Origin of the sequence: Thermaerobacter sp. PB12/4term (assembly GCF_003403315.2) — a bacterium.
Taxonomy (GTDB): Bacteria; Bacillota; Sulfobacillia; order Thermaerobacterales; family Thermaerobacteraceae; genus Thermaerobacter.
Map to the genome: position 1 here is coordinate 2,449,407 of NZ_CP048407.1, position 24,881 is coordinate 2,474,287.

General features: G+C 74.0%; 18 protein-coding genes and 1 other RNA gene. 8 read left to right on the forward strand and 11 right to left on the reverse strand.

Annotated elements, in window-relative coordinates; genetic code table 11:
- Nucleotides 1-9 precede the first annotated feature (9 nt).
- From DYI95_RS10215 to DYI95_RS10230, 4 genes are all read right to left on the reverse strand, one after another.
- A complete protein-coding gene (locus DYI95_RS10215; protein ID WP_243149985.1) occupies nt 10-774 on the reverse strand; it encodes a L,D-transpeptidase family protein in 765 nt (254 codons plus the stop codon).
- 581 nt (nt 775-1,355) lie between these two features.
- Complete coding sequence (locus tag DYI95_RS10220) at nt 1,356-2,297, reverse strand: patatin-like phospholipase family protein (RefSeq protein WP_116899910.1); 942 nt, start codon at nt 2,295-2,297, stop codon at nt 1,356-1,358.
- A gap of 63 nt (nt 2,298-2,360) precedes the next feature.
- Entirely contained in the window at nt 2,361-4,277 is a 1,917-nt protein-coding gene (gene spoIIP / locus DYI95_RS10225) for a stage II sporulation protein P (RefSeq protein ID WP_243149748.1), read from the reverse strand.
- A 385-nt stretch (nt 4,278-4,662) separates the two neighbouring features.
- The gene (locus tag DYI95_RS10230; RefSeq protein WP_243149749.1) at nt 4,663-5,502 is read right to left on the reverse strand and encodes a hypothetical protein; all 840 of its coding nucleotides are present in this window, start codon (nt 5,500-5,502) and stop codon (nt 4,663-4,665) included.
- A 174-nt stretch (nt 5,503-5,676) separates the two neighbouring features.
- On the opposite strand from DYI95_RS10230, the gene DYI95_RS10235 reads away from it, so the two are divergent.
- Complete coding sequence (locus tag DYI95_RS10235) at nt 5,677-6,117, forward strand: hypothetical protein (protein ID WP_116899909.1); 441 nt, start codon at nt 5,677-5,679, stop codon at nt 6,115-6,117.
- Nucleotides 6,118-6,293: 176 nt separating this feature from the next.
- Nucleotides 6,294-7,061 carry a cytochrome c biogenesis CcdA family protein gene (locus DYI95_RS10240; RefSeq protein ID WP_116899908.1) on the forward strand — a complete coding sequence of 256 codons (768 nt, stop codon included), beginning with the start codon at nt 6,294-6,296 and terminating at the stop codon, nt 7,059-7,061.
- A gap of 367 nt (nt 7,062-7,428) precedes the next feature.
- Here DYI95_RS10240 and DYI95_RS10245 read toward each other — a convergent pair whose 3' ends face one another.
- Nucleotides 7,429-7,749 carry an alpha/beta-type small acid-soluble spore protein gene (locus DYI95_RS10245; RefSeq protein ID WP_006903083.1) on the reverse strand — a complete coding sequence of 107 codons (321 nt, stop codon included), beginning with the start codon at nt 7,747-7,749 and terminating at the stop codon, nt 7,429-7,431.
- Between the two features lie 372 nt (nt 7,750-8,121).
- Entirely contained in the window at nt 8,122-8,439 is a 318-nt protein-coding gene (locus DYI95_RS10250; RefSeq protein WP_116899907.1) for a hypothetical protein, read from the reverse strand.
- Between the two features lie 496 nt (nt 8,440-8,935).
- On the opposite strand from DYI95_RS10250, the gene rocF reads away from it, so the two are divergent.
- Nucleotides 8,936-9,847 (forward strand): arginase, encoded by a 912-nt coding sequence (rocF, locus tag DYI95_RS10255; protein ID WP_116899965.1) that lies wholly within the window; start codon nt 8,936-8,938, stop codon nt 9,845-9,847.
- 235 nt (nt 9,848-10,082) lie between these two features.
- Nucleotides 10,083-10,328 carry a SelT/SelW/SelH family (seleno)protein gene (locus DYI95_RS10260; protein ID WP_006903078.1) on the forward strand — a complete coding sequence of 82 codons (246 nt, stop codon included), beginning with the start codon at nt 10,083-10,085 and terminating at the stop codon, nt 10,326-10,328.
- A 92-nt stretch (nt 10,329-10,420) separates the two neighbouring features.
- Here DYI95_RS10260 and mutY read toward each other — a convergent pair whose 3' ends face one another.
- Nucleotides 10,421-11,800 carry an A/G-specific adenine glycosylase gene (gene mutY, locus DYI95_RS10265; protein ID WP_243149750.1) on the reverse strand — a complete coding sequence of 460 codons (1,380 nt, stop codon included), beginning with the start codon at nt 11,798-11,800 and terminating at the stop codon, nt 10,421-10,423.
- On the opposite strand from mutY, the gene lepB reads away from it, so the two are divergent.
- Nucleotides 11,799-12,290, forward strand: coding sequence for a signal peptidase I (gene lepB, locus DYI95_RS10270; RefSeq protein ID WP_243149751.1), 492 nt, complete (start codon nt 11,799-11,801; stop codon nt 12,288-12,290). The genes mutY and lepB overlap by 2 nt on opposite strands.
- A 49-nt stretch (nt 12,291-12,339) precedes the next feature.
- On the opposite strand, the gene DYI95_RS10275 is transcribed toward lepB, so the two are convergent.
- Nucleotides 12,340-12,816 (reverse strand): hypothetical protein, encoded by a 477-nt coding sequence (locus DYI95_RS10275; protein ID WP_116899904.1) that lies wholly within the window; start codon nt 12,814-12,816, stop codon nt 12,340-12,342.
- Between the two features lie 275 nt (nt 12,817-13,091).
- On the opposite strand from DYI95_RS10275, the gene DYI95_RS10280 reads away from it, so the two are divergent.
- The 3 genes from DYI95_RS10280 to DYI95_RS10290 all read left to right on the forward strand — a co-directional run bounded on the left by DYI95_RS10280 (nt 13,092) and on the right by DYI95_RS10290 (nt 21,377).
- Nucleotides 13,092-16,679, forward strand: a complete 3,588-nt coding sequence (locus DYI95_RS10280) for a hypothetical protein (RefSeq protein WP_116899903.1) — start codon at nt 13,092-13,094, stop codon at nt 16,677-16,679.
- Nucleotides 16,680-16,959: 280 nt separating this feature from the next.
- Nucleotides 16,960-19,176, forward strand: a complete 2,217-nt coding sequence (locus DYI95_RS10285; RefSeq protein ID WP_116899964.1) for a choice-of-anchor J domain-containing protein — start codon at nt 16,960-16,962, stop codon at nt 19,174-19,176.
- Between the two features lie 809 nt (nt 19,177-19,985).
- Nucleotides 19,986-21,377 carry an acyltransferase family protein gene (locus DYI95_RS10290; protein WP_147308087.1) on the forward strand — a complete coding sequence of 464 codons (1,392 nt, stop codon included), beginning with the start codon at nt 19,986-19,988 and terminating at the stop codon, nt 21,375-21,377.
- A gap of 35 nt (nt 21,378-21,412) precedes the next feature.
- Here DYI95_RS10290 and DYI95_RS10295 read toward each other — a convergent pair whose 3' ends face one another.
- The 3 genes from DYI95_RS10295 to rnpB form a co-directional block, all read right to left on the reverse strand.
- A complete protein-coding gene (locus DYI95_RS10295) occupies nt 21,413-22,378 on the reverse strand; it encodes a sugar phosphate isomerase/epimerase family protein (protein ID WP_116899901.1) in 966 nt (321 codons plus the stop codon).
- Nucleotides 22,379-22,619: 241 nt separating this feature from the next.
- Nucleotides 22,620-23,801, reverse strand: coding sequence for an IS607 family element RNA-guided endonuclease TnpB (gene tnpB / locus DYI95_RS10300; protein ID WP_243149752.1), 1,182 nt, complete (start codon nt 23,799-23,801; stop codon nt 22,620-22,622).
- A 220-nt stretch (nt 23,802-24,021) separates the two neighbouring features.
- Nucleotides 24,022-24,408: RNase P RNA component class A (gene rnpB / locus DYI95_RS10305), an RNA gene on the reverse strand.
- Nucleotides 24,409-24,881 lie beyond the last annotated feature (473 nt).

Below are 24,881 nucleotides of genomic sequence, written 5' to 3' on the forward strand. Positions count from 1 at the left end.
CGGAAGGCGTCACGGCCGGAAACCCACCAGCCGCTGCAGGGCCATGTCCGCCGTGCCGTCGGGGTGGAGGCCGAACCACCACTCCGCTTCGGCCACGGCCTTCTCCGTGACACCGCCGTAGACGCCGTCGGCCACCCCGGGGTCGAACCCCGTGGCCCGCAGCGCCAGCTGCAGCAGCACCACATCCTGGCCCACGTCCCCCCGCCGGTAGGCGGGCAGGCGGTAGTAGACCTCGGTGGTGCCGGTGATCTTGACCGGGGTCCCCACCTGGACCAGGTCGTCCAGGGTCATCACGTCTTCGTTGAACATGCGGATGCAGCCGAGGCTGGCATAGGTGCCGATGGAGCCGGGGTTGTTGGTCCCGTGGATCCCGTACGACCCCCAGGGGGCGCTGAGGCCGAACCAGCGGGCGCCAAAGGGGCCGCCCGGCCAGTGGGCGATGTCCGTCACCCGCCACTCGCCCACGGGCGACGGCTCGCCGGGCCGGCCCGCGGCCACCGGGAAGGTCTTGACCGGCACCCCGTCGCGGTAAACCGTCAGCTGGCGCCGGTCGATATCGATCACGATCAGCACGTCGCCGCCGGAGGCGGCCACCGCCTGCCCGCCCTGCAGGGCAAGTCCCGCCACCGATCGCCACCAGCGGGCAAACCGCCAGTAGGCGCTGCGGGCCCCTTCCTGCTCGCCGCAGACGGGACCGGCCCCCGCCAAGCCCCCTCCGGCCTGGTGCCCGCCCACCCAGAGGAGGGCGCCGGCCAGCACCAGGCCCGCCAGCATCACCCGCGGCAGCCGTCGTCCCGGCCGGGGCGCCGGGCGGTGTTGCTCCGCCCGGGCCGCTCCTGGGGCTGGCGGGGGGGTGGGGACTCCAGGGCCGCCCGGGCCGCCCCGGACCCGGGCCAGCTTGCCCCGAAGGGCCCGGACCGCACCGCCGGCGCCGGACGAACGGGCCCGGAAGGGCCACCGCCCCGCACCCCCGTTACCACCGCCAGGCCGGGACGGCCCGCGCCCGGAAGCGAGGCCTGGTCCAACCATAGGTCCACCCCCACCCGGTCCCGGTGGAACCAGGGATGCCGGGCCGGACCCCCGGCCGGACCCAGCCGGGTCCCCACCGGCCCGGGCGCCAGGGACCGGCCCAGGCTAGGCTATGCGCGCCCCGGGTGGGGTAGAAGAAGCGGGGAGGGTGCGGGCAAGGGAGGGGTCCGGAAGAACGGGCCACGCGGGTGGTACGCCGGGTAAGGGAAAGGCCAGGAATGCGCAAGGGACCGCGTAGCGGGGCAAGGTCCGCCTGCGGCCGGCGCCAGGCGGCTTGCGAGGAACGGGCTTCCGGGGAACGGGTGATGAGGCCCGTGAACGGGACGTCAGGTCAGCGCTTCCCCCGACGCCGCGTCGGCGGGGGCGGGGTGCAGCAGCCGCTGCAGGTCCTTCAGCGCCTCCCGGAGGGCCCGGGCACCGGCCTCGATGCACTCGGGCACCCGGTGCAGGTCGGTCAGTTCCACATCCGGCAGATCGGGCTGGACCACCAGGTCGGCGAACCGCTCCAGCTTGAAGGCTGCCAGGTCCCGGGCCATGAGGTCGAAGGCCTGCCCCAGAAAGTCCAGCAGGCCCGCGGGTTCGCGGCGCTGCCGCACCGACACGTCGACCGCCAGGACCACCTGGGCGCCCAGGGCCCGGGCCGCCTCTGCCGGCACCTTGTCCTTGACGGCACCGTCCACCAGGAGGTACGGTCCCAGGCGCTTGGGTTCGAAAATCCCCGGAATGGCGGTGCTGGCCCGAACGGCCGCGGCCAGGCTCCCCTTGTCCAGCACGATGGCGCCGGGCATGGCCCGTTCGACCCGTTCCCGGTAGGCGGGCGGGCAGAAGACCGCCGCCCGGCCCGAGCGCACGTCGGCCGCCATGATCGCCACCGGCCGCTCCAGCTGCTCCAGCCGGATGCCGCGGGTCCAGAGGCCGATGAGGCGCTCCAGCTTCTGGCCCTGCAGCATGCCCTGAGGAACCGGCCGCCGGGGCCGCCAGCGCAAGCCCAGCACCTGAGCCAGCACGGCCAGCGCCGAACCCCAGGTGAGGTTGGAATCGTAGAGCTCGGCCGACCGCAGGCGCCGGGCCACGTCTTCCATCTGGGCGGGGCTCCAGCCGCAAGCCCAGAGGGCGGCCAGGATGGCGCCGCTGGAGGTGCCGGTGACGATGTCCGGCGAGTAGCCGGCTTCCTGGAGGGCCCGCATCACCCCGACGTGGGCCAGGCCCCGCAGGCCGCCCCCGCCCAGGGCGACACCCAACAGGCCGGATCCGTGCCCCCTGTTCATCAGCCACCGCCACCTCCTCGCCCGCACGGCGCCCGTTTCTATGCCTATTATGGTGCTTACGCGCTAGCGCGAGCGCCGGGCCAGGGTCCGGTCGAGAACCGTGGCAAACATGGCGGCGCCCCGCTCCGCCCGGATCCGGCTGTTGGTATGGGCGCCGACCTCCAGCAACAGGGTCCTGGGCCCCAGATCCTGGTTGTAGTTGCCGCGGCCGTAGTAGATTCCCTTGACCAGCCCGGGAAAGCTGCGGTCGGCCTCGGCCTTGAGCCGGCGCGCAAAGGCCAGGTTCGTGCGGCGGAAGGGATTCTCCCGCCCGACCACCAGCCGGATCTGGGTGACCGGCTGGCCCTTCACCACCTCCCGGTAGAACTCGGGCGGCGTGGCGTCCCGGTGCACGTCGAGAAGCACCAGCGGGTTCTTCGGCATCATCTTGAGGGCCGTACGCCGCGAGCGGCGGTAGGCTCCCCGGTCGTGGGGCAGGTGCAGCGCCTCGGACTTCACCACCCGGAAGCCGTGCTGGGCCAGCTCGCGCCCGAGAACGTCGCCCACCTTGTGGATGCCGCCGCGGCCCTCCACGCTGTGGGTCCCGTCGGTCGGGATGTACGACTCGTCGTTATGGGTGTGGTAGATGCCGATGAGCCCCTCGCCCCGGGGAGTGGGCCGCACAGGGGCCGGGTCGACCACCTTCTGGAACAGGGCCCCCAGAGGCAGGGCCGCTGCCAGGGAGGCCGGTCCCGGCCGGGGGCCGGGCCCCCACCCGCCCAGGCCTGCCGCAGCGCCGACCGGGCCTGGTTCGGACCCGCCCGGCACGGCTCCCCAGGGATCGGGCACCATTCCCGGCGGGGCGAGCCGCCAGGGGGAGAAGAGGGCGGGCGGCGGCGCGGCAAGGCTGTCCAGGTTGGGAAGACCGGGCTCCCCGGCCAGGGTCCCGTCGGCGGGGGGGAGCAGGGCGCGGGCGTAGGCCGTGCGGCCGTCCACCCGGACGATGCGGTACCAACGGTCGGCAGCGTCGATCCAGATGTCCCCGGCCATCATGATGCGGGCCGAAGCCAGAAGCAGCCGCTCCGTCCCGATCTCGCGCAGTTCCATGTGGGTATCGAAGAGCTCGTCGCCGGCAGGGTTCTGGAACCGCGGCCCCAGCCAAGCGGTGGTGGCCACCACCCCCACCGCCAGTGCTGCCAGGAGCCAGGAGGCCGCAGCCGAGGGCGCCGCCGGCTGCCCGGCCTCCGCCACCGGCGGGCGCGCGACCGACCGGGCCGCGCCGCGACGCCAGGGCGCGCGGCGGGCCAGCCACTCCCGCGTCTCCCCGACCAGTTCCGCCAGGGTGACCGCACCCACGCCCGCCAGGACCACCGCATCCAGCACCCCGCCGCCCCCCAGGTTGGCCCAGGCGCCGGGGATCCCGCGGAGGCTGCCGGTGACCGCGCCGATCAGGTCGACCAGCAGCACGCCCAGGGTTGCGGCGATGAAGGCCGACCGGCGCGAGCGCCCGGCCAGGTATCCGAAGACGGCCGCCACCACCACCGGAGCCCACAGGGGGTCCATGAGCCACCAGCGGCCGCCGCCCGGATCGCTGGGGAGGAACCAGTCGCTGGCGTAGACGGCCGCGGCCGTCCACAGGGATGCCACCAGGGCCCGGCGGCGCTCGAAGGCATGGTCGGCCGTAACCAGGAGATAGATGGCGACGGCCGCCGGGACCAGGGCCCCGCCCAGGTCGACGCTGACCCGGGGTCCCAGGGACACCTCCGGCAGGAAGGTGCCCGCGATCATCAGGCCGAGAAGGACCAGGGCCGCCGTCTTGCTGAGCCGCATCCGGTCCAGTACCTGGTGGGTCACGCCCAGCAGCACCAGAATGGCCAGTCCGATGAGCAGCGCCGTCGTTCCCGCCAGCAAGGCCCGCCCCACCCCCTGGATCCTGGGATCCCAATCCATGCCGGTGCGCACGCAGCCCGTTAGGCCCGCTCCCGTTGGGCGCGCTCCCATAGGATGCCTCCACCGGCCGCTCCTCTTGAGCCGCCCTTCCGGGCGGGCCGCCCATCTTGCAGTCCTGCGCCAGCGGTGCAACTCCGCCACTCAGGTCATCACCCGACGCAGAGATACCACCTGCGCCCGATTGGGCCGCTTTCTGCAAGGCTGCTATTTTAGACTTGCAATCGGGCCCAACACCCGGCCCGGTTGCAACCGATAAGCGGGCAACACCGCTGTCGGTACACCCCTCTCGCGGGCGGCCGCACCGCCCCGTGACGCATCCCCCAGACACAACAAGCCTCCTCGCGGAGGCTTGTTGTGTTTCGTGATGGATTTCACAAGCCCTGGACTTGCAATCCGGGATTTGCCATCCGGGAGTTTCAATCCGGGAAGTCCAGGGTCAGGGCAGGACCGCACCCCCGGGCCCCAGCGGAAGCGCCATCCACTGGGCCAGGACGAACATCACCGCCATGGCCGTGGCCATGGCCAGGGCAAAGGCCCACTGGGCTTCGCCGCGGAGGCGGCGCGCCCCCGGCACCAGCCGCCCGCCGGCCAGCCCCGAGAGCAGCAGGCCGGCCGCCGCTGCCCGCAGCACCAGGCTCCAGGCGACCAGCCCCGCACTGGCGGGGAGGACTGCCGTCACCAGGGGGGGCAGGCCGGCCACCACGCCCCCCGCCAGGAGCTGGCGGCGCGGCGGCCGCCGGCCGTCGGCCAGCAAAAGGCCCAGCCCCCACGCGAGCAGCAGCCGGGCCGCCGCCAGGGCGGCGGCCGGTGCGGCGGCGAGCCCGCCCGCCTCCAGGGCCGCGCGCACCACCCAGGCCCCCGCGGCTCCGTCCAGGCCGAGGGCGGCAGCCCAGGTCCAGCCGACCCGCCGGCCCATCCGCCCGCCGGGCCGGAGCCAGCCGGCGTAGGCTGGAATCAGGAAGGCGGCAAGAAACGCGGCCTGGAGCCACAGGCCCCGGCCCCACCCGGGGCCCTCCAGGCCAAGCCCCAGGGTCGCCAGCCAGTTCGAGAGCAACAGGTAGGTGAAGAACCCGGCCGCCAGCCCCCGCCCGCCCGTGGTGCCGCCAGGCCAGCTGCGCGGCCTGCCGCGGGGCCCGGGCTGCCCTCCCCCGCGACCTGGGAGCCGGGAAAGGGCAAGGCCCAGCACCAGGGGGAGGCCGTAAAGTACCAGCCCCCACCCCAGGCCGGCCAGCGGAAACCACCAGGCCGTCACCGGAATCCGGATCACCAGCGGCATCGCCTCCAGCGCCACAGCAAAACATGTTACCACTTGAGGCACCGGCTGGGACACGATTCCTGGGCCGGCCCCCTGACCGGCTGCCGGCGGGCCCGCAGCGGTTTCCCCCTGCCCTACGGGGCGGTAGAATTCGCGGTGGAGGGGACGAATCCGCTTCCGAAGGGAGGAAAGGGCATGGAGAACGTGGTCGGCCGGCTGGACCAGCCCCTGTTCCGCCAGACCATCGAGGAACTGGAACGGCGGCGGGTGACGGGTACGGCCTTCGACCGGCTGGTGGACGAGGCGCCCGCCGGCCAGCTGGGCCCGCGGGTGGCCCGCTTGCGGGAGGCCCTGGCGGCCCGCTTCGGCGAGCCCCGGGTTGATCCCGAGGCCGAGCAGCCCAACTTCCGCTTCCTGTTCGAGCTTTCGCCCAACACGTCGTACCTTGAGGTGGGCACCACCGACGGTCGCCGCGTCTACGTGGACTTCTTGAGCACGTACCTCTTCATGCGGTCCGTCACGCCCAGCAAGGAGACCTGCCGGGCCCTGTGGCTGCCGGCCTACGTCCAGGACGCCATCGCCGAGCTGAAGCGGATCGCCATGGAGGCGGGGGCCCTGGACCGGCCGGCGGCGTGATGCGGCGGCTGGCCGGACCCGCGGCCAACGGGTCCTGCCGCGCCGGTCCCGCCGGCAGGCCGGCCGATCCGGGCGGCCCCGGCCCGGCCGGGCCCGCCCGACCCGGACCAGGTCAAGCGCCACACCAAGCCCGAAGGGGACATGCGTCCCTCTGGCGGAGGAGGCTCTGATGCAGCATGGGTCCGGAAACCCAGGTGACGGCGGGCATCGCCCTGCTGGCCGGGATGGCCTACTTCTTCTCGCCGTGCGTCTGGCCGCTCTACCCGGCCTATCTGGCCCTACTGGGTGGCACGGCGGGGTCAACACAAGGAACTGGCCGGCCGGGGCCGGCAACCGCGCCGGGTGCCCTGCGACACCCTTCTTCCCGGCGCCTGGCCGGCGCGGCCGGGTTCGTCCTGGGGCTGGGACTGGTGTTCATGGCCACGGGGGCCAGCCTGTCGGCGGCGGGAGCCCTGCTCATCGCGTACAAAAGCGTGCTGGAGAAGGTGGCGGGGGTCCTGATCGTCTTCTTTGGCCTGCAGATGCTGGGGGTCATCCGGCTCCAGTGGCTCCAGCGCGAGTGGCGCCCGGCGTGGGCGCAGGCGCCGGCCGCCGGCGCGGGCGGATTCTGGCCCGGAACCCTGATGGGTGCGGCCTTCGGCGTGGGCTGGACACCCTGCGTGGGTCCGGTGCTGGGGTCCATCCTGCTGCTGGCTTCGTCCACGGGGACCGTTGCCCAGGGCATGCTCTTGCTTGCCGCTTTCACCGCGGGCTTTGCCGTCCCGTTTTTCACCCTGGCGGTGCTGATCGACCGCCTCCAGCCGGACCGGTTGCGCCGGGGCGGCCCCCTGCTCCGCCGGGTGGAACAGGCCAGCGGCGTGGCGCTGGTCCTGCTGGGCGTGCTGGTGCTGACGGGCCAGCTGGCCTACATCGCCTCCTGGCTCTGGTACACTCTGCAACCTTGAGACCCCAGGCACCCCACGCTTGAAGGGGCACAGGCTGGAAAGGGGAAACGGGCCTTGCCGCCGCCCCGCCCGCAGGCCGGATCGTCCGCCCAGGCCGGGTCGATGGTCGCCAAGGCCCGCAGCCTGTTTCCGATCCCACGTACCGCCGGTCTTCCCGGTATCGCCGTGTTGCCGGTGGAACCGGCCCCCGGCCCCCGCCTCGCCCGGTGGCGCTCGTTGCCTCGGGCTGCAGGGCCGCCCGTCCGGGCAGCGGCCGGGATCCCGCCCGGCGCAAGCCGTGACGGGCTCTACCGCCCGCAGGACCCCGCCGGCGGCGGATGGCCGGCTCGGCCGGCAGGATCACCGGGCCGGAGAACCCGCCGGCTGGTCAAACCCGGGGGGCCGGCTGGAAGGCGTCGGCCCGGCCGGCCGCCCAGTTCGCCGTCCCGAAGGCCGGCGCTGCGGCGCCGCGGGTCGCGTCGGCCGGCGGCAGGGTGCCCCGCTGCGCCAGCTGCTGCTCCGCCAGGGCGATCATGCGGCGCACCATGTGGCCGCCGACGGCACCCGTCAACCGGGTGGGCATGTCACCCCAGTACCCGTCGGGAGGAATCTGGATGCCCAGCTCCCGCGCCACCTCATACTTGAACTGATCCAGGGCCCGTGAAGCACCCGGGACCAGATGCCGGTTGCTCTGCTGACCACGAGCCAAGGCCTGTCACCTCCTCCCGAGGCCCGTGCCTTTTTGCCGAGGCTGGCAGTCGTAATATGATCCGTCGCCCTTCGCCTCACGCCGGCAAGTCATGGCAGGGACGCCCCGGCGTACCTCGCGGCCCGGACCGGAGCGGCCGGTGGGGGCCCGCCCCGAGGGAAGTCCCGGGGACGCGGCCGCCGATGGGCCACAGGGCCCGGGCAGGGTCGGCGGCTGCCGGCCCAGGGTAGGCGGCCGCCCGGCCACGGTGGACGGCCGCACCCGATGGCGGCCAAATCCCCGTCGTAGCCGCGGCCAGCTGCCGCGGCCCCGCGCGCAGACGGGGGGAACCCCCCGTATCGGGCCGGCGCGTCACCCTGCACTTCGCACCGTTCAGTCACCCTGGCGCGACCCCTCGGCGGCCGGGCCGTTCTCCCTGCTCCCCGTACGAGCCTCCTGCTGGCGCCCTTCACCCGGCTCGCCGGGCTCGCCGGGTTCGTCCCCTCCGGTCAGGACGTTGTCCGCCGCCGTGAAGGTATCGCCGCCCACCGTGGGCTTCCGCGGGTTGACCGGCCGCCCCTCCGCCGGGCGGGGCCGGGAGGGGATGTCGCCGGGCAGGCCGGCCCGGGTGCCCGCCCGGTTCAAGGCCCAGAAGGCCAGGCCCCCCACCACCAGAAGCCCCAGAACGATCATGACGCCCGTGTTCTCCATGGCCACGACCTCCTCCGCCGGGATGGTGATGGCGCAGCAACGCGGCCGAACGTGCACGAATCGGAACGGCCCGTCCCGTCAAGCAAAGGATGCCCCGCCTGCTGCGGGAGCAGCTGCGGGCAAGAGGGACTCCCGGGCCGGACATGCCATAATGGCCGCAGGGGGAGCGGCGCACCGGGAATGGCGCGGCCGCGCCCGGTGGCCACGGCGGGACAAGGGGCTGCGGCCCAGGACGGGCTGGTGCGCGCGGAGCCGCGCGTCATGCGGCGCGGGGTCTCGGGCGCAGGAGAGCCGGTCCGCTGCACCGGGCCTGTCGTGGGCGGCGGGGCCTGTCGCGGGTGCCGCCGGGTGCCCGTGCGCCGTACCCGGGGCACAGCGCGGCGCGCAGGGCGCCTGCCGGGCGCCGGGCGGCCGCAGTGCCCGGCACGGGGCGCAGGGTGCGCGAGCCGCTCATGCCTGCGGCCCCAAGGGAAGGGAACGGTTGCGGGGAAAGGAGATGGACGCCTTGGAGGTCGGGATCCTTGGGGTTCCCATGGACCTGGGCAGCAGCCGCCGCGGTACCGACATGGGTCCGAGCGCCATCCGCTACGCCCGCCTGACCGAGGCGCTGCGACAGGTGGGGCGGCAGGTGCGGGACCTGGGCAACCTGGAGGTGCCCGTGGCCGAAAGCCTGGATGCGGCCAACCCGCGCCTCAAGCACATCGAGGCCATCGAGCCGGTGTGGCGGCTGCTGGCCCAGCGGGTTGCGCGCATGGTGACCGAAGGCCGGGTTCCCCTGGTCCTGGGTGGCGACCACAGCCTGGCCGTCGGTTCGGTGGGCGGCTTCCTCAGCGCGGGGGCCGGCGACCTGGGGGTCCTCTGGTTCGACGCCCACGCCGACTTCAATGACGCCGCCACCACGCCCTCCGGCAACGTGCACGGCATGCCGGTGGCGTGCATCGTCGGCAAGGGCGATCCGGAGTTGCTGGCCCACACCCGCTGGCTCCCGCGTTACCTGCCCCCGGACCGCCTGGTGATGATCGGCCTGCGGGACGTGGACCCCGGGGAACGGGAGAAGCTGCGGCAGACGGGCATCGTCACCTACACCATGCAGCAGATCGACGAGCTGGGCATTGCGGAGGTGACCCGGCGCGCGCTGCAGCACCTGCAGGGCCGCGGCGTGCGGCGGCTGTACGTCAGCTTCGATGTGGACGTGGTCGACCCCGACGTGGCGCCGGGGGTGGGCACCCCGGTGGTAGGCGGGCTGACCTACCGGGAATCCCACCTGGCCATGGAGATCGTGGCCGAATCCCGCCTGCTGGCGGGCATGGAGGTGGTGGAGGTCAACCCCATCCGGGACGTGCACAACCGCACCGCCGAGGTGGCGGTGGCGCTCATCGCCTCCGCCTTCGGCAAGCGCATCCTGTGACCGGGGTCCTGTAACCGGCCGGCCCGGAACCTTCCACCGGTGTCTTGTCGCCCGGTGTTTTGTCGCCCGGGGCCGGGACCGCCGGAGGGGTAAGTGGTAATGTATTCATAAGGTGGACGGGCACCGGCCGGCCAGCCGCCGGTGCCTGCCCGCAGAGGTCCGGTGGCGCCGCCCGGCCGGTGGCCGGGGGCCACCGCGAACCGGATGCGGCGACCGGGTGAAGGGGAGGTTCGGGATGAGCGACCGCATCGAAGTCCGCATCGAGTACTGCACCTCTTGAGGGTACCTGCCGCGAGCCGCCCGTGTGGCGGAAGAGATCCTGGAAGCATACCCGGACCGGGTAGCCTCCTTGACCCTGGTCCCCTCTTCGGGTGGCCGGTTCATCGTCACCGCCGGAGGCCGCGAGGTCTACAACAAGGCGGAAACGGGCCGGTTCCCCGAAGAGGGCGAGGTCCGCAGGCGGATAGGCGAGCTCTGGTAAGCCACGGGAGCCGGTTCCCGGCTGCCCGGCTGCCGGACGAACGCAGCCCGGTGCGGCAAGGCGGGGCACCACGCCCCGCCTTGCCGCGTTGCTCATTCCTGCCCCGCCGCCCCCGCCGCCTCCCCGGCCCCGCCCGGCCCCGTCCGGCCCCGGCCCGGCAGCGGTTCCGGCCGGGACCGTTGCCCCGGCGCCTGCTCCTGTAGCCCCGTCACCTGCCCCTGCAGCCCCGGCACCTGCCCCTGGGGCAGCATTGCCAGAACCTGCACGGCTTGCTCCAGCAGCCTCCGGTCCAGGGAAGCCATGGGCAGGCTGTCCAGGTGTCCGAGGTCGACCCACCGGACCGGCCCTGAAGCCCAGGCCCCCGGCGTTTCGGCCACCTGACCGGCATGGCCCGGCAGGGCCGCGCCGTGCGGGGGCGCCGCAGCGCCCGCCCCCGCCGCCCGGTCTGGGGCCGGACCCCCACCGGACGAGGCCAGGTAAAGCCGCCAGTGCCAGCGCCGGTGGCTGAAATCCCACCGCCCCTGCAGGGTGTCAGGGTACCAGCGCAGGGGCTCCCCGAGTTCGGCGGCCAGCGCCGCCCCCAGCCGGTCCCGGGCCTGCAGCCACGTCTCCCCTTCCTGCCGCAGGGCGTAGGGCAAGGCCCAGAGCCCGCCCAGAAGGCCCCCTTCCGGCCGGCGGATCACCGCCACCTGGTCCCCCCGCACGCACCCCACCACCACCACGTCCTCTTCGGCCCAGCGCACAGCCCGCTGGCGCACGGGCCAGGCCTCCGGCTGCCCCGACCGTCCGGCCACGCACAGGCCGGCCAGCGGGCAACGGTCACAGCGCGGCTTGCGCGGCGTGCAGACGGTGGAACCCAGCTCCATCACCGCCTGGTTGAGGGCTCCGGGGCGCGGTCCCTCGACCAGCCGCCGCGCCAGCTCGTCCAGCCGGCGGCGCCCCGCCGCCCGGTCGGCCGGTTCGTCCACACCGAACAGGCGGGCCAGGACTCGCTGGGCGTTGCCGTCCACGGCCGGCACCGGGAGGTCGAAGGCGATGCTGCAGACCGCCCCGGCGGTATAGTCGCCCACGCCGGGCAGGGACCGGATCGCCTCGAAGTCCGGAGGAACCCGGCCCCCGTAGCGCTCCACCAGCACCCGGGCCGCCCGGTGCAGCTGGCGGGCCCGCCGGTAATAGCCCAGGCCCTGCCAGAGTTTAAGGACCTCCTCCTCCGGCGCGGCCGCCAGGTGGCAGGCCGACGGGAATCGCTGGAGAAAGCGAAGGTAATAGGGCAGGGCCGTGTCCACCCGGGTCTGCTGGAGCATGATCTCCGACACCAGCACCGCGTACGGGTCCCGGGTGCGGCGCCAGGGAAGATCCCGGCAGTGAGCGTCATACCAATGGATTAACCGGGACCGGATCTCCGCGGGGTCCGGTCCCTGCGACGGAGCGTTGTTCATGGTCCGATTTCGCGCACTGGGAAGCGTGCTCATGGAACTCCTGCAAACGCTGGCCCTGTCCCTGCTGCTGGCCCTGGTGATCCGCACCTTCGTGGCCGAATCCTTCGTGGTGCAGGGCCACTCCATGGAGCCCACCCTCCACCACGGCGAACGGGTCCTGGTCCTGAAGCTGGGCGCCCGCTGGCGGCAGCCCCGCCCGGGGGAAATCGTGGTGTTCCGCCCCCTCCAGCAGCCGGGCGGCGAGTACATCAAGCGCGTGGTGGCCGGCCCCGGTTCCACGGTGGCCATGGAGGACGGCCGGGTGATCCGCGACGGCACCGTCATCGACGAGCCGTACGTGGTGTACGGTGACCGCTCGGACCTGCCCCCGGTGGAAGTACCACCGGGAACGGTGTTCGTCCTGGGGGACAACCGGCCGAGCAGCTATGACAGCCGCTCCTTCGGGCCGGTACCCCTAGACCGGCTGGACGGGCGGGCGGTCCTGGTCTTCTGGCCCCTGTGGCGGGTGCGCTGGCTCCACTGAAGTCCCCGCCCGATGGCCAAGCCCGGCCGCGGGACTGCGCCCGGTCCGCTCACAGGCCCAAACGGCCAGGGCCCAGCCGGCGCCGCCGCTCGGCGGGACGGGCTCCCAGGGTCGAACCGGCCAGCGCCGCCAGCAGCCCTGCCACCCAGAGCAGCCGGGAACCGAGCACGGCCAGCAGCAGGACCGGAGCCGTCACCCGGCCGGCGGTGAGGGGTTCGACCCGGGCCAGGGCGCTGACGGCCGCCAGGACCAGGAGTGCCGCCCCCCCGGCCCACAGCAGCGCCAGGGGCAGGCGCAGCCAGAAGCTGCGGCCGTCCATCCACCGGCCCCAGCCGGCCGCCACGATCCCGTAGGCTCCCGCCGCACCCAGCAGGGCCAGGGCCAGGGCGGGCCAGGCCAGCTGCGGGAAGGCCTCAGCCCCCTGCCGGGCAGCCGGCTCGACCACCGCCCGGGTGGCCGCCAGCCCGCCGAGCCATAGCACGACCCATGCAACAAGGCGGAGGATGACCGCCACGACGAAGCTCACACCCTTTCGCCTGTCGTTCACGGCCGCTTGCGGCATCGAGTCCTTTCTTATCGAGTCCTTTCTTTCCGACGGCCGCGCCTTTTCCTCCCGCCCCGTCGCGGCTCGCAAAAATTGGTGCCGGCCGAATCGGGGGCCCGCCATATCCTGCCCGGCTGCTGCATAGGCTGGCTTGAGGCCCCGTGGCCCCCGCGGCATCATGAGGCACCGCATGGGTTTGCGCGCGCCCGGCCCCGCCGGTTCCCGCCAGGTCCGGTCACCACGAAGGAGGCTTGGTCATGGCGTCCCGTCGACCCATCCCCTTCCGCCGGCCGGTCCGCGGCCCGGCAGGTGGCGCCGGCCCCCGCCGGCCCGGTGCCGCGGCGGATCCCTCCCCAGGGGACCCCGCCCGCGGCGCAGGGGAAGAGCCGCCCCTGATGATGATACCGCCCCTGCCGGTCCCTCCGGCGGCAGCAGCCGTGGCCCAGCGCCAGGCCGCCGTCCCGGTCGCCGTCCCGGTGGCTGCCGGGCCCTTTCCGCATGGGCCGGACAGGCCCACCCCGGATACCGGACAGGACCGGCCCGGTTCGGGGACCTTGCCCGGCCCGGCGGACGAACCGGCGCCCCGGGGGGCGCACCGCGGCGGACCGCAGCCGTGGGCCTGGGGGGCCGCCCTGGGCACCGTCCTGACGGTGGCCGGTCTGTATGCCACGCTGGCGGCCGCCGTCCGCCACCCCGCGGGCGAACCCGCGCCGCACCCGCTGCTGCTCCTGGGCCTTGTCGCCCCGGCGGCGGGGATGGCCGCCTCGGCCCTGGCCGCGGCGGGGCGCGGGCTCCGGCGCCGGTGGCCCCTTCGCCCCCGGGCGCCGGGCGGCGACGCCGCAGGCCATGGTGGCAAGGCCGGGGCGCAAGGCGACAACGGACCCCAGGGCACCGGCAACCCCCGCCGAACCCCGCTGGCGGAAGGGGTCAACCCCTGGCCGCAGGTCCCCTACCAAATTTCGCCCCGGCCCCTGCGCCAGGTTCTTCCCCTCGCCCGGTCTTCGGGGCTGGGGCAAGCCCGGCCCGGCACGCGGCCGCCGGCCGGGTCCCAGGCAGGGCACCATCCCCTGGCGCAGCCCGCGGCGCAGGGGCTGCTCCGGTGGCTGCAGGCAACCGCCCGCCGGGGGCCGGGCTGGTTGCCGCACCTGGTGGCCCTGGGCGGCTATTTGGCCGTGGCAGCCGGCTGGGCGGGCTGGGGCGGGGGCATGGCCCTGCCGGCCCTGGGCCAGGGTCTGTGGCCGGCCCGGGGCCTGGCCGTCCTGGCCGCGGCCGTACTGGCCGCCCTGGCCGCGGGCGACCTGGCCGGACGCGACCTGGCCGCCCGGGCCGGGAAGGATGCCGGGACGGAGGTTCTGAAGGATGACGCCCGGCCCCTGGTGCTCCGCTGGATCCTGCACGGCGGCGCCCTGGTCCTGGCTCTCGCCGCCGTCGCTCCCTGGGAGTTTGCCGCCCTGCCGGCGGACCACCCGGCCCGCCGGCTGCCCCCTGGGCTTTACGCGGCCGCTTCCGTGACCCTGGCAGCCTGGGTGCTGGCCCACGCAGCCGGGTCGGCCCGGCGGCCGGAAGACGCCCCCGCGGCGGCGGCTTCCTATACCATGTTGCGAACCGGGATCATGCTGGCCCTGGCCGGCAGGGCCGAGGTACCCGCCCCGGCCCAGCCGGTCATCCTCTCGGGCCTGCTCTGGCTCTTGCCGGGCCGTGGCGGCGGGCGCCCTGCCCGGATGGGAGCCGCCCGGGGAACGGGGACCACCGGGGCCAGCGCCCCCGGCCCGGTGGCGGAACCCCGGGCCCGGAGGCCCCTCCGGCGGCCTGTTGCCCGCCATGCCGGAGCCGGTCACGGCAGCCCGCCCGCCGCCCCACCGCACCGCTCCCCCGCACCCGCCAGCGAACGGGGATCCTTGTCACCCCTGCCCGCTCCCCCGGGCACCGGCGACGGATACCGGTCCCCGCGCTGGCGGGTGGCCCGCTCCGTGGCCCTGGGCATGGTCGCTGCCGTCCTCTTTGGGCTCGCGCACACCGGGCTGCTCTGGATCACGGGCGCCTGGGAGGCGGGCCCCGGTCTCGGCAACAACCCTCCCGCCAGCGGGCCGGCCATCTCGGGGCCTGTCTCAGGGCCTGTGGGGACGGCCGCCGCCGGCACCTTGACCCCAGGGGCGGCGGGCGGCCCGGGGTGGCCCAGCTTCCTTCCCCCCGGTCCCGCCGGGTACGCCGTTCTGGCCGCCCTGGCCGGCCTGGCCGGGTTCGTCCTGGGCTCGGCGACGGCGGCGGCCAGCCGGTGGTGTCTGGGCACCGCCCAGCCCCCGGTCCCGGTCGCGGCGCGGCCCGGGTCCTTGCCCGGCTCCGGCCTCGCCGAGGCCCCGGGGCCCGGAGGCGTGACACAGGTCCCGGCACCAGACGCCGTTCCTGGCCCCGGCCCGGCGGCGAAGCCCGCAAGTCCGGCACCGGCTTCGGGTTACGCCGTGAACGCTCCTCCAGCCATCCAGGTGGCGGGCCTGGAAGTCTACCAGGTCTTCCCCCCGGCGGTCGCCCGGCCCCTCTTGCCGCCCCGGCAGCCGCGCCCGCCGCTGCCGGCACCCGGCCCCGCTGCGGCCGCCGCCCTTCCCGGCACCCGACCCGGCACCCTGCCCGGCGGCCGGTCCGCGGAAGGCAGGGGGGAAGCCTGGGGGGGTTCGACCAGGCCGGCGGTGGCACCGGGTGCGGTCCCCAAGGGTGCCTCGAGCCTAGGCGGCTCGGTGGCACCGGGTGAGGTCCCCCAGGGTGACCCGGGCCTAGGCGGCACGCCGGCCAGGGTCCCCCAGGGTACCTCCAGCCAGGCCGCCGCGGTGGGGCCGGTGAGCCAGGATACCCCCAGTCAGGCCGGTGGGCCGGGGGCGATCACCCAGGGTTCGGCAAGCCCAGCGGCCGTGCCGGGAGATGGCTCTCGCGCCTTCCCCGGCCCGGCCACCACCCCGGGGGACGTCGCCCACGCTGCCCCCGGCTCGGCCGGCTCGCCGGCCGAGGCCCCGCTCCCTGCCCACCCGCCGCAGGAAAGCCTCGAGAAAGGTCTTGGTGGGGGTGGGCAGCCACCGTCCACGACCACCAGGGGGGAGGAAGAGTCCCTGCCGGTACCCCAGCATGCCTCCGGCCGCCCCCCCAGCCGGCTCCAGATCCCGTCCGGGCACAACCCACCGCCCGGCATCGGGGCGCCAGCAGCCCCAGGGGCCAGGCCCTCCCCGGCGGCGCCCCCTGCGCCTGCCGCACCCGGCGCCTGCGGTGGACCGGTGGCTGCGGGGGCGGGAGCCGGTGCCGCAGCACCGGACGGAACCCTCCCGGCTCCGGACCATGGGGCGGGTGGACCGCAGCAGGTTCCCGCTGCCATGCCGACGAGCATGCCACGGCCCATGACACCGCCGGCTGCTGCTGGCCCGGACGCGGCCCATCAACCGCCCGGCCCTGGGGGGACCACCCGCCAGGCTACCTCGGGCCGGAGCAGAGCGAGCCGGAGGATCCGGCGGCGGGTGTTACGGTCATCGGGCCGCCCCTCCCGGACCCCGGCGGGGTGCTCTCCGGCAGCCGCGCAAGGACCGCCCGTGCCCGGGGGACGCCCGCCTGCACCGGCGGGCCTGCAGCCCGAGGACCGGGGGAGACCTCCGGCCCGTTCCGATGCCCCCGGTCCCAGCCTGGGGCGAGTGGTCATGCCGGCGTGGGCGGGCTGGCGAGCGGCGGCAGGCAGCAGCTTGCCTGCCCCGCAGCCCTCGGGCCCGCCCGGCTCCCCCACCGGCCCGGGCGGCCGGCCCGCCCTTGGCAGGCCGGTGCTCCCCTTGCGCAGGCCCGCTGCCCGCGGCGGCAGCCTGCCCAACCGCTGACGCCCTGCTCCCCTGGGCCGCCGGCACGGCGCACCGCTGACGGGCTTCCGGGCTTCCGCGATGGCCCGGGAGCCCGTCGGGCTTCGATCCTGGGCTCCGATCCTGGCGGCGGGGGCGTAGCGCCGAATCTCGACGCCAGGGAAGCCCCCTGTTCCGGCGCCCGCCGCGTGGCTGTGCACCCGAATTGACAATGCGTGCCATGTCTCGCGAAAGGAGCTCTCATCTGGAAGGCGAAACCATTCCCCCCGGACAGGCTGTTCCAGAGGAGGGATGTGGCGTGATGCATCGTTCCCGTCATCGCCGGGTCCGCCGGGTGCTGGCGATGGCGCTGGCCGCTGCCGTCATGGGGACCGCCCTGGTGGCATGGCCCGGGGCCGGCTCCGGCAGCCATGCGCTGGCGGCAGGCGCACCGGACGCATCGCCCCCTGCGGCCGGCGACGCGGCTGCCGCCGGTTCCACCGGCTTCACCGAGCCGGAACCCGTTGACATCGGGCCCGCCGTCCGGCACAAGGAATTCCCTGTGGCCCGCAAGGGCCAGGTGGTGGGAGCCGAACGCGGTGACCAGCCGGGCATCCGGTCTGCCAGTGCCGCATACGATCCGGTCCCGGGAACGCGGCGGACCTTTTTCACCCTGGACCTGACACAGGGGAGGCTGGTGCCCACGACCTTCGTGCTCCGGGGCGTCAGCGAGCACGCGGAAGTCTGGGTCGCGGAAGATCTGGCCTTCCCCGCAGGTGATCCGCGCAACGAGATGGTCGCCATCACCGGCGAGCAGGTGGCCTACCTGCTCAACGAGTTCGAGAGCAACATCCGGCCCAAGGAGGAAACGTTCTTTGGTCCCTGGGACCAGCACGACGGGTCCGGGGCCCTTCTGGATGCATGGGGATACGTGCCCGACGGCTACTACACCGCCGCCGACGGCAAGGCGCGGGACATCATCCTGGTAGAGAACGTCAAGGACGAGAACTACTATGACCCGAGCTATCCCTCCTACGTGGCCGGGTTCTACGCGTCGGCCTACGAGTACTACATGGACCGCAACATCGTCACCATCGACGCCTTCGACTGGGCCCAGCGGCTGGGGCCCAACGACGCCCCCTGGCGCCGGGTGCCCGGCACGGGCCGCGCCCACCTGTACGACGGGACCCTGGCCCACGAGTTCCAGCACTTGATCCATGACGACTACGACAGCGACGAGGAGAGCTGGATCGACGAGGGGATCGCGGATTTCGCCGAGTTCCTGGTGGGGTACGGCCATCCCGATCGCCACGTGGACTGGTACCTGGACAATCCGGAGAACTCCCTGACCGCCTGGGGGGACCAGGGCGATCGGCAGATCCTGGCCGACTACGGGATCGCGTACCTGTTCCAGCTCTACCTGCACGACCATTTCGGCGGCGGTGAGGTGATCCGCCGGCTGGTGGCCAACCCGGCCAACGGCTCCCAGGGCGTGGACGCCGTGCTGGCCGAACTGGGCCATCCCCAGCGCTTCACCGATGTGTACCGCGACTTCCAGGTGGCGCTCATGGCGGCCGGCCAGGCCCGCCTCCCGCGGGAGTACGCGTTCGACAGCATCGACCTGACCCGGTTCGGCAGCCGCGGCGGGATCAACCTGGAGGCGACCACCTACGGGGACGGGCAGGTGGCAGGCTGGGCAACCGACGTGGCGGCCACCTGGACCCGCGGTCAAGCCCGGGCGACCCGGGTGCAGTTCAACGGCGACGACTACCTGCCCATCCCCTGGTCGGTGGTCGCGGCCCCGGCCGGCGGCCAGGGGCAGGCCTTGTGGAGCGGCACCGGCAACCTGCTGGACCAGTGGCTCGTGCTGCCCCTCGACCTGCGGGGAGCCACCGGCACGGTGCTGGAATTCGATCACTTCTACGACATCGAGGCGGCGTGGGACTACGGGTTCGTCCAGGTGTCGGCGGATGGCGGCAAGACCTGGACCAGCCTGGCCAACGAGAACACCACCGACGTGCTGGACCCCCAGGCCCACCCGCGGATCCAGGAAAACGTGCCGGGATTCACCGGCTCGTCCGGCGGATGGCGCCACGAATCCTTTGACCTCTCGGCCTACGACGGCCGGTCCCTCCTGCTGGCCTTCCGCTACGTGACGGACTGGGCCGCGGCAGGGAACGACGGCGACCCCGCCAACGACGGCTGGTTCATCGACAACGTGGTGGTCCGGGCCAGCGGCGGGGTGGTGGCGGGGCCCTTCGACGGCAGCAGCCTGGACGGGTTCAAGAGCCTGGGGGAGGCGACGGGCCAGCCCATCACGTACCTGGTGACCGTGGTGCAGCTGGAGCGGAACGGCAAGGTCCAGGTCCGGGACTTCCGCTTCCACAACAAGCCGCGCCAGGAGGACTTGAACGCCCTGCAGGCGACCCTCGGGCGGAGCAACGCCGATCGCCAGCTGATCCTGGTGACCCACCTGGCTCCCGGCGATGCGGGCACCACGGTACACTATCAGTTGGACGTGCAGCGGCGGGAGCGCTGACGCCAACCCCGCCTTGGCCGTGCGGTTCCAGTTCCGGCCTGCAGGCGGCAGGCCGGGCGCGCGGGAGGCCCGATAGGCGCCCGGCTGGGGAACCCGCCAGGCCCGGGAACCCGGGAGCCCGTCAGGGACGGGGACGCCTCCGGCGCCCGCAAAGGAACGACCCGGCCCGCGCGGCACGGCGGGGCAGTCCCGCTCGCCATGTCGGGGCAAGGGATGAACCGAGCGCGGGGCGTGGACACCGGGATAGGTGCCACGCCCCGCTTGCTCGCCTCAGCAGGCCGGCCGGCGTTGGACCTTCACCCGCAGCAAGCAGGGCCCCGGTAAGGCGCGGGCGGCCCCGGTAGGACGCGGGCGGGCGCGGCCCCGGAGGGAGGGCGTGGGCGGCGTACCCGCTCTCCCGGCCGGCTTGCCGGACCGGCTTGCGGGACGGGCCGCCCGGGGTGGCCGGGCGGGCCACCCCGGCGGCGACGGCCTGCCCATCGGGCGGCGACGGCGGGTCCGTCCGCCAGCGACGCCCTGTTCGGCCCCCCGGCCCCTCGAACCATGTGAGAAGGATGAAGAACCGGCGAACCGGCGGTGACAATCGGATCGTCTCCGGCGGCGAGGCCGCGGGCCTCCGCGGCGGTGCCGCCGCGGGAGGGAGGCCTGGCGCCGGCCGCCCAGGCGGCGGCGCACCGGGTGGCGCCCACTTGACCGGCGGTGACCCGGGCAGCGGTGACGCGGCCGCGCTCCGGCGCCCGCAGCGGGGCGTGGCAAGCGCAGGCCGGCAACCCCTGTCACCGTGCCCGGTCCGCGTGGCGGCTCTGGACATGGCCCGCGGTCTCAGCATCAGCCTGGTGGTCCTCGGACACACGCCCCTGCCCGCCTGGATCAACGGGCCGCTGAGCACCCTGCGCCTTCCGCTGCTGTTCTTCATTTCGGGCTACCTCTTCAACTGGGACCGGTACGGCACCCGGCCCGGACAGCTTGTGCGCCAGCGGGCACGCCGCCTGCTCCTACCCTATCTGACGGGCGGCCTCATGACCTACCTTTTCTGGCAGCTGGCACGCCGCGCGGCGAGCCCGGAGGCCCAGGCCGTCCCCTGGTGGTGGCCCCTGGCCGGCTGGCTCTACGGCAGCGCCAGCGCCGGCTGGCTCGTCTTCAACCTGCCCCTCTGGTACCTGCCGGCCGCCTTTTGCGGCCAGGTGCTGTTCTGGGGGCTCCTGCGGCTTCTTGCCCGCCGGCCGCCGCTGCTGCAGGCCGCCGGCGCCCTGGCGGCGGGCCTAGCCGGGATCGCCCTGGGCCGGCAAGCCCCGCTGCCGTGGTCGCTGGACGTCGCCCTGGCGGCCCAGCCCTTTTTCTGGGCCGGCTGGTTTGCGCGCCAGGCCGGAGGAACCCGGCCCGGCCGCCCCGGCCCCAGGCCCTGGCCGCAAGCAGCGGAGGCCGCCGAGGCCGAGGGTGCAGCCGGCGGCGCCGGCGGCCTCCTGCCGGGGGATGCGCCGACCGCGCCGGGCCGCTGCGCAACAGATCACGACGCAGTTCCGGAAACCGGTTGGAAGACCGTGGCTCCCGCCATGCCTGCCGTCAGCGGAGGCAGGGCCCAGGCCCAGGCTGCGGGACCGTCCCTGCTGCCTGGCCGGCTCGGGCGGCCGGGGGCGGTCTTGCTCGGGTTGGGGCTCTGGCTGGCAGCCCTGGCGGAGAACGGCGCCGTGGCCATCAACACCCGCCAGTACGGCCATCCCTTCTGGTTCTACAGCGGTGGCGTCGCGGCGTGCGTGCTGGCCCTGCACCTGGCCACGGCGCTGGCGCGCCTGCCCCTGGCCTGCCGCGCACTGGCCTACCTGGGGCAGCACTCCATGGTGGTGCTGGTCTTCCACGTGGGCCTGGCATTCCCCGTCCTGGCGTGGCTGCTGGCCGCGCTGGCGGGAGATCCGCTGCTGGGTGCGTGGGGCCTGTACTGGTTGTGGGGGCTTGGTTTCACGGCGGCCCTGGCGCGACTTGTACAGTCCTTCCCCCGCCTGGCCCTGGCGCTCGAGGGCGCCATGCCGCGGCGGGCCGGATCGCTCTGGCCCCGGCGGCCTGAGCTGCGACCGTCGGCAGCCGGCCGGCCCATGCCGGCGCGCGCTGCCCGGGACCGCGAGTCCGGCCGTCCCGGACGGCCCGGAGGTCGCGCCCAGCCCGGCAGTCGCCCCCGGACCCGTTGGCACGGCGCGGCCGACTGACGGTTGTCCGGGCGGTGCCCGTCCCGCCGGAGTCGTCACCGGTATGCCGTGGACCACGCCGCCCGGACCTTTTCTATCGCCGCCTCCAGGGCGTCGCCGGTCTCCAGCTCCAGCACCACCGGCCCGGCAAACCCCGTTTCGGCCAGGGCTGCGGCCAGCTCCGGCAGGCGCAGGCTTCCTTGTCCCAGGGGCAGGTGGGCCCTGCCGACGGCTGCGCCGCCGGTCCCCTGGCCCGCCGGCGGCACGGCATCGTGCAGGTGCAGGCCGCGGATGCGGCCGCCCAGGGTGCGGGCCAGTTGTACCGGATCATCACCGTTGCTGACGGCGTGACCTACGTCCAGGCAGACCGCGACCCCGGCGGCGCGGGCCACCGAGTCGAAAAGAGCCCAGGGCATCCCCTCCAGGTTCTCCAGCGCCAGAACCGCCGCCGTTGCCGGGGGGACCTCGGTCTGGAGGCGGCGCAAGGCGGCCACCAGACGGGTGGCCAGTTCGTCCAGCAGGCCGGGCCGCTGGTCGGCCGGTGTGGCCAGCACCAGTGCCTGGGTGGCATAGTTGGCCGGGTGGACCGCCGCCAGGAGGGGGGTCAGGGGGGATGTGGCGCGCAGGGCCGTGACGATGGAGGCGATGCTGCCCTCCCAGACGGTCTGGTCTAAGGCGGTGAGGTCAGGCCACACGTAAGGCAGGTGGACGGTGGCCGCCAGACCCTCGGCGGCCAGAATGGCGCCGGCCTCGCGCCACGGGCCTGGAGCCGCATAGCGCGCATCCAGCACGCAGGCGTCGGCATGAAACTCCACGGCCCCCGCCCCTTGCCGGCCCAGCCGGCGCGCCTCGTCCCGCAGGGAGGCCAGGAAGCGATCCGGGTCCTCCGGGCGGTGGCGGCTTCGCCAGAGGGAGCGGCAGGGCAAGGCCAGGACCGGGTGCGGGCTGCGGGCCGGACCCGCCGGCGACGGGACCGGGGCCGGCGGAGCGGGCTCCGGTGGGGTCGATGGCGGTTCCGCCACGGGACCTCCTCCTCCCTTTTCCTCGCGCAGTCTCCTCGCATCCTCTGCCGGTTTCTTCCCGCAGGCTTTCTTGCCCAAGAGTTCCCCGCACCGTTACCTGAAACATCGTCATCTGTTTCAGGCAGTCGATCCTCACGGATCGACGGTGCCGGTCTTACCCGGCAATGAGCGGGAGCCGGCTTCCCGCTTCCTCCGGGATCGCCTGCCTTGCGGCAGGTCTTCCATCCCGTCCACGGGCGTTTCACGTCTCCGGGCCACTCCCGGCGACGGCGGCCACCAGGGCCGCGAGATTTCGGGCCGCGTTTTCGTCCCGGTCGAGCACGAGCCCGCATTCCTCACAGCGGAAAACGCGCTGCGAAAGCGGTAGCGACGCCTTCACCGCGCCGCACCGCGAGCAACGCTTGCTGCTGGGATCGAACAGCGGTGCTTCGACCAGGACCGCCCCGTGCCAAAAGCATTTGTATTCGAGCTGGCGGCGGATCTCCGCCAGGGCCGCATCGGCCAGCGCCCGGGCAAGCCGACGGTTCTTCCCCATGCCCGCCACGTGCAGCCGTTCGACCACCACCACGCCATAGGTGGCCGCCAGGTGGTGCGTCAGTTTGTGAAGGGCGTCCTGGCGGATGTTCCGGACCCGCCCATGGAGCCGGGCCAGCCTGCGGCGGGCCTGCCGCCACCCCCGGCTGCCCTTCTGGCGGCGGGCCAGGGCGCGGTTCCACCGGGCCAGTTGTTTCAGGTTCTTCTCCCGCGCTCGGGGATTGGGCCAGACCTCGCCGGTGGAGAGCACCGCCAGGTGCTTGACGCCCGCATCGACGCCGACGACCTTCCAGGGGAACCGGGGGCGGCCCGGCTGCCGTTCCACCTCGCAGGTGAAGCTGACGAACCACCGGCCCCCTTCCCGGGCGACCGTGGCCGACAGGATGCGGGCCGTTCCCGCTTCGATGCGCCGGAGCAGGGCCGTGGTCGGCTCGTGGGTCTTCACCCGCCCGATCCGGGGCAGGACGACGTGGCTTTGGTCGTCCACCCGGATCGCGCCGGTGGTGAACCGCACGGACTCACGACCCCGCCCCTTCTTCCGAAAGCGCGGGAACCCTACCCCGCGTCCCTTGCGTTCAACCTTGCGGCTTTTTGACCAGTTCTGAAGGGCCCGGGCCAGCCCGTCCAGGCCGGAGGAATAGGCCTCTTTCGAGTTTTCCCGCCACCAGGGGGCGACGACGTGCTTTTGCCGGTTCCACTCCCGCCGCAGGGCGGGAAGCGTCCACGGCACCTCCACGCCTGCGCCCCGGGCGCGGGCGTCCAGGCGCTCCTTCACCAGGGCCAGGCCCCAGTTGAAGGCGAAGCGGCGGGCGCCCACGTGGGAGGCCAGCGCCCGTTCCTGGCGGGGTGTGGGGCCGAGGGCGAAGCGGTACGCCTGCAAAACACGCATGGGGAAGCCCCCCAAAATCATCCAAGGACAGCGTATCAGAACATCTGTTCTTAGACAACGAGCCGGCCGAGGAGGGGAGGGGATGCGAACATTCGATGACGTTGGGCGAGAAACGATAAGAAACGCACTAGCTGTTCTCAGCCCCCCACGGCCCTTGCACGCAAAAAAGAAAAGGCCGCCCTTGCTCCGGCAAGTGCGGCCTCCACATCTATAAACCTTGGGGCCGAGCCAGCCTGTAAGCCGGGTTCTGTCGAGGGTGATCATCTATCTAGGGCACCCGGTCACCCGGGGCCTCCAGCGGCCAACCCGAGGGCTCAGCGGGCCACCTCATCGCCCTCCTACTCGGCCTTGCTGCCGGTGGGGTTTGCCTAGCCGGCCAGTCGCCTGGCCGCTGGTGCGCTCTTACCGCACCTTTTCACCCTTACCGGTGGCCGGCGGCGCGCGGCGCAGGCCGCGCCCCGCGCCGGTTCCACCGGCGGTATGTTTCTGTGGCACTTTCCCGGGGGTCGCCCCCGCTGGGCGTTACCCAGCACCGTGCCCTGTGCAGCCCGGACTTTCCTCGGACGCGGCCTTGCGGCCCTGCGCCCGCGATCACCCGGCTGACTCGACCCACCATGCCCGCCGCGCCGGCCGCACCGATCGGCTCGCCTGCTCCCGCCTGCTCCGGCGGTGGTGCCGGCAGGCTGGCAATCCGGTCCCCGAGGCCGCGCCTGGAGGCCCCGCAGCGAGCCTGGGGGGCGCGCCGCGAGCGCGGCCCCGGGAGCGGCACATGCTGCCGCGACCCGGACCCGCCCGCGGCCGCCCGGCGCGGCCTGGGGTGCGGCCCGGGGTGCGGCACAAAAGCGGGACAAACCTATGGTCCCCTTGGGGACTCCACGGCCATTCTACGGGCCATGGAGCGGCCTCACAAGGTCGGGACGAACCAGCCCCGCCGGAACCTGCCGCCTGCACGCCGGAACATGCCACCTGCACCAGAGGGCCGCAGACCGGCGCGCGCCGCCACGCTGCCCCGGGTCGCGGCGCCGCCAGACATGCCTTGACGTCGCCCGGTACCCGTCCCCGGTGCCACCCCAGCACCTT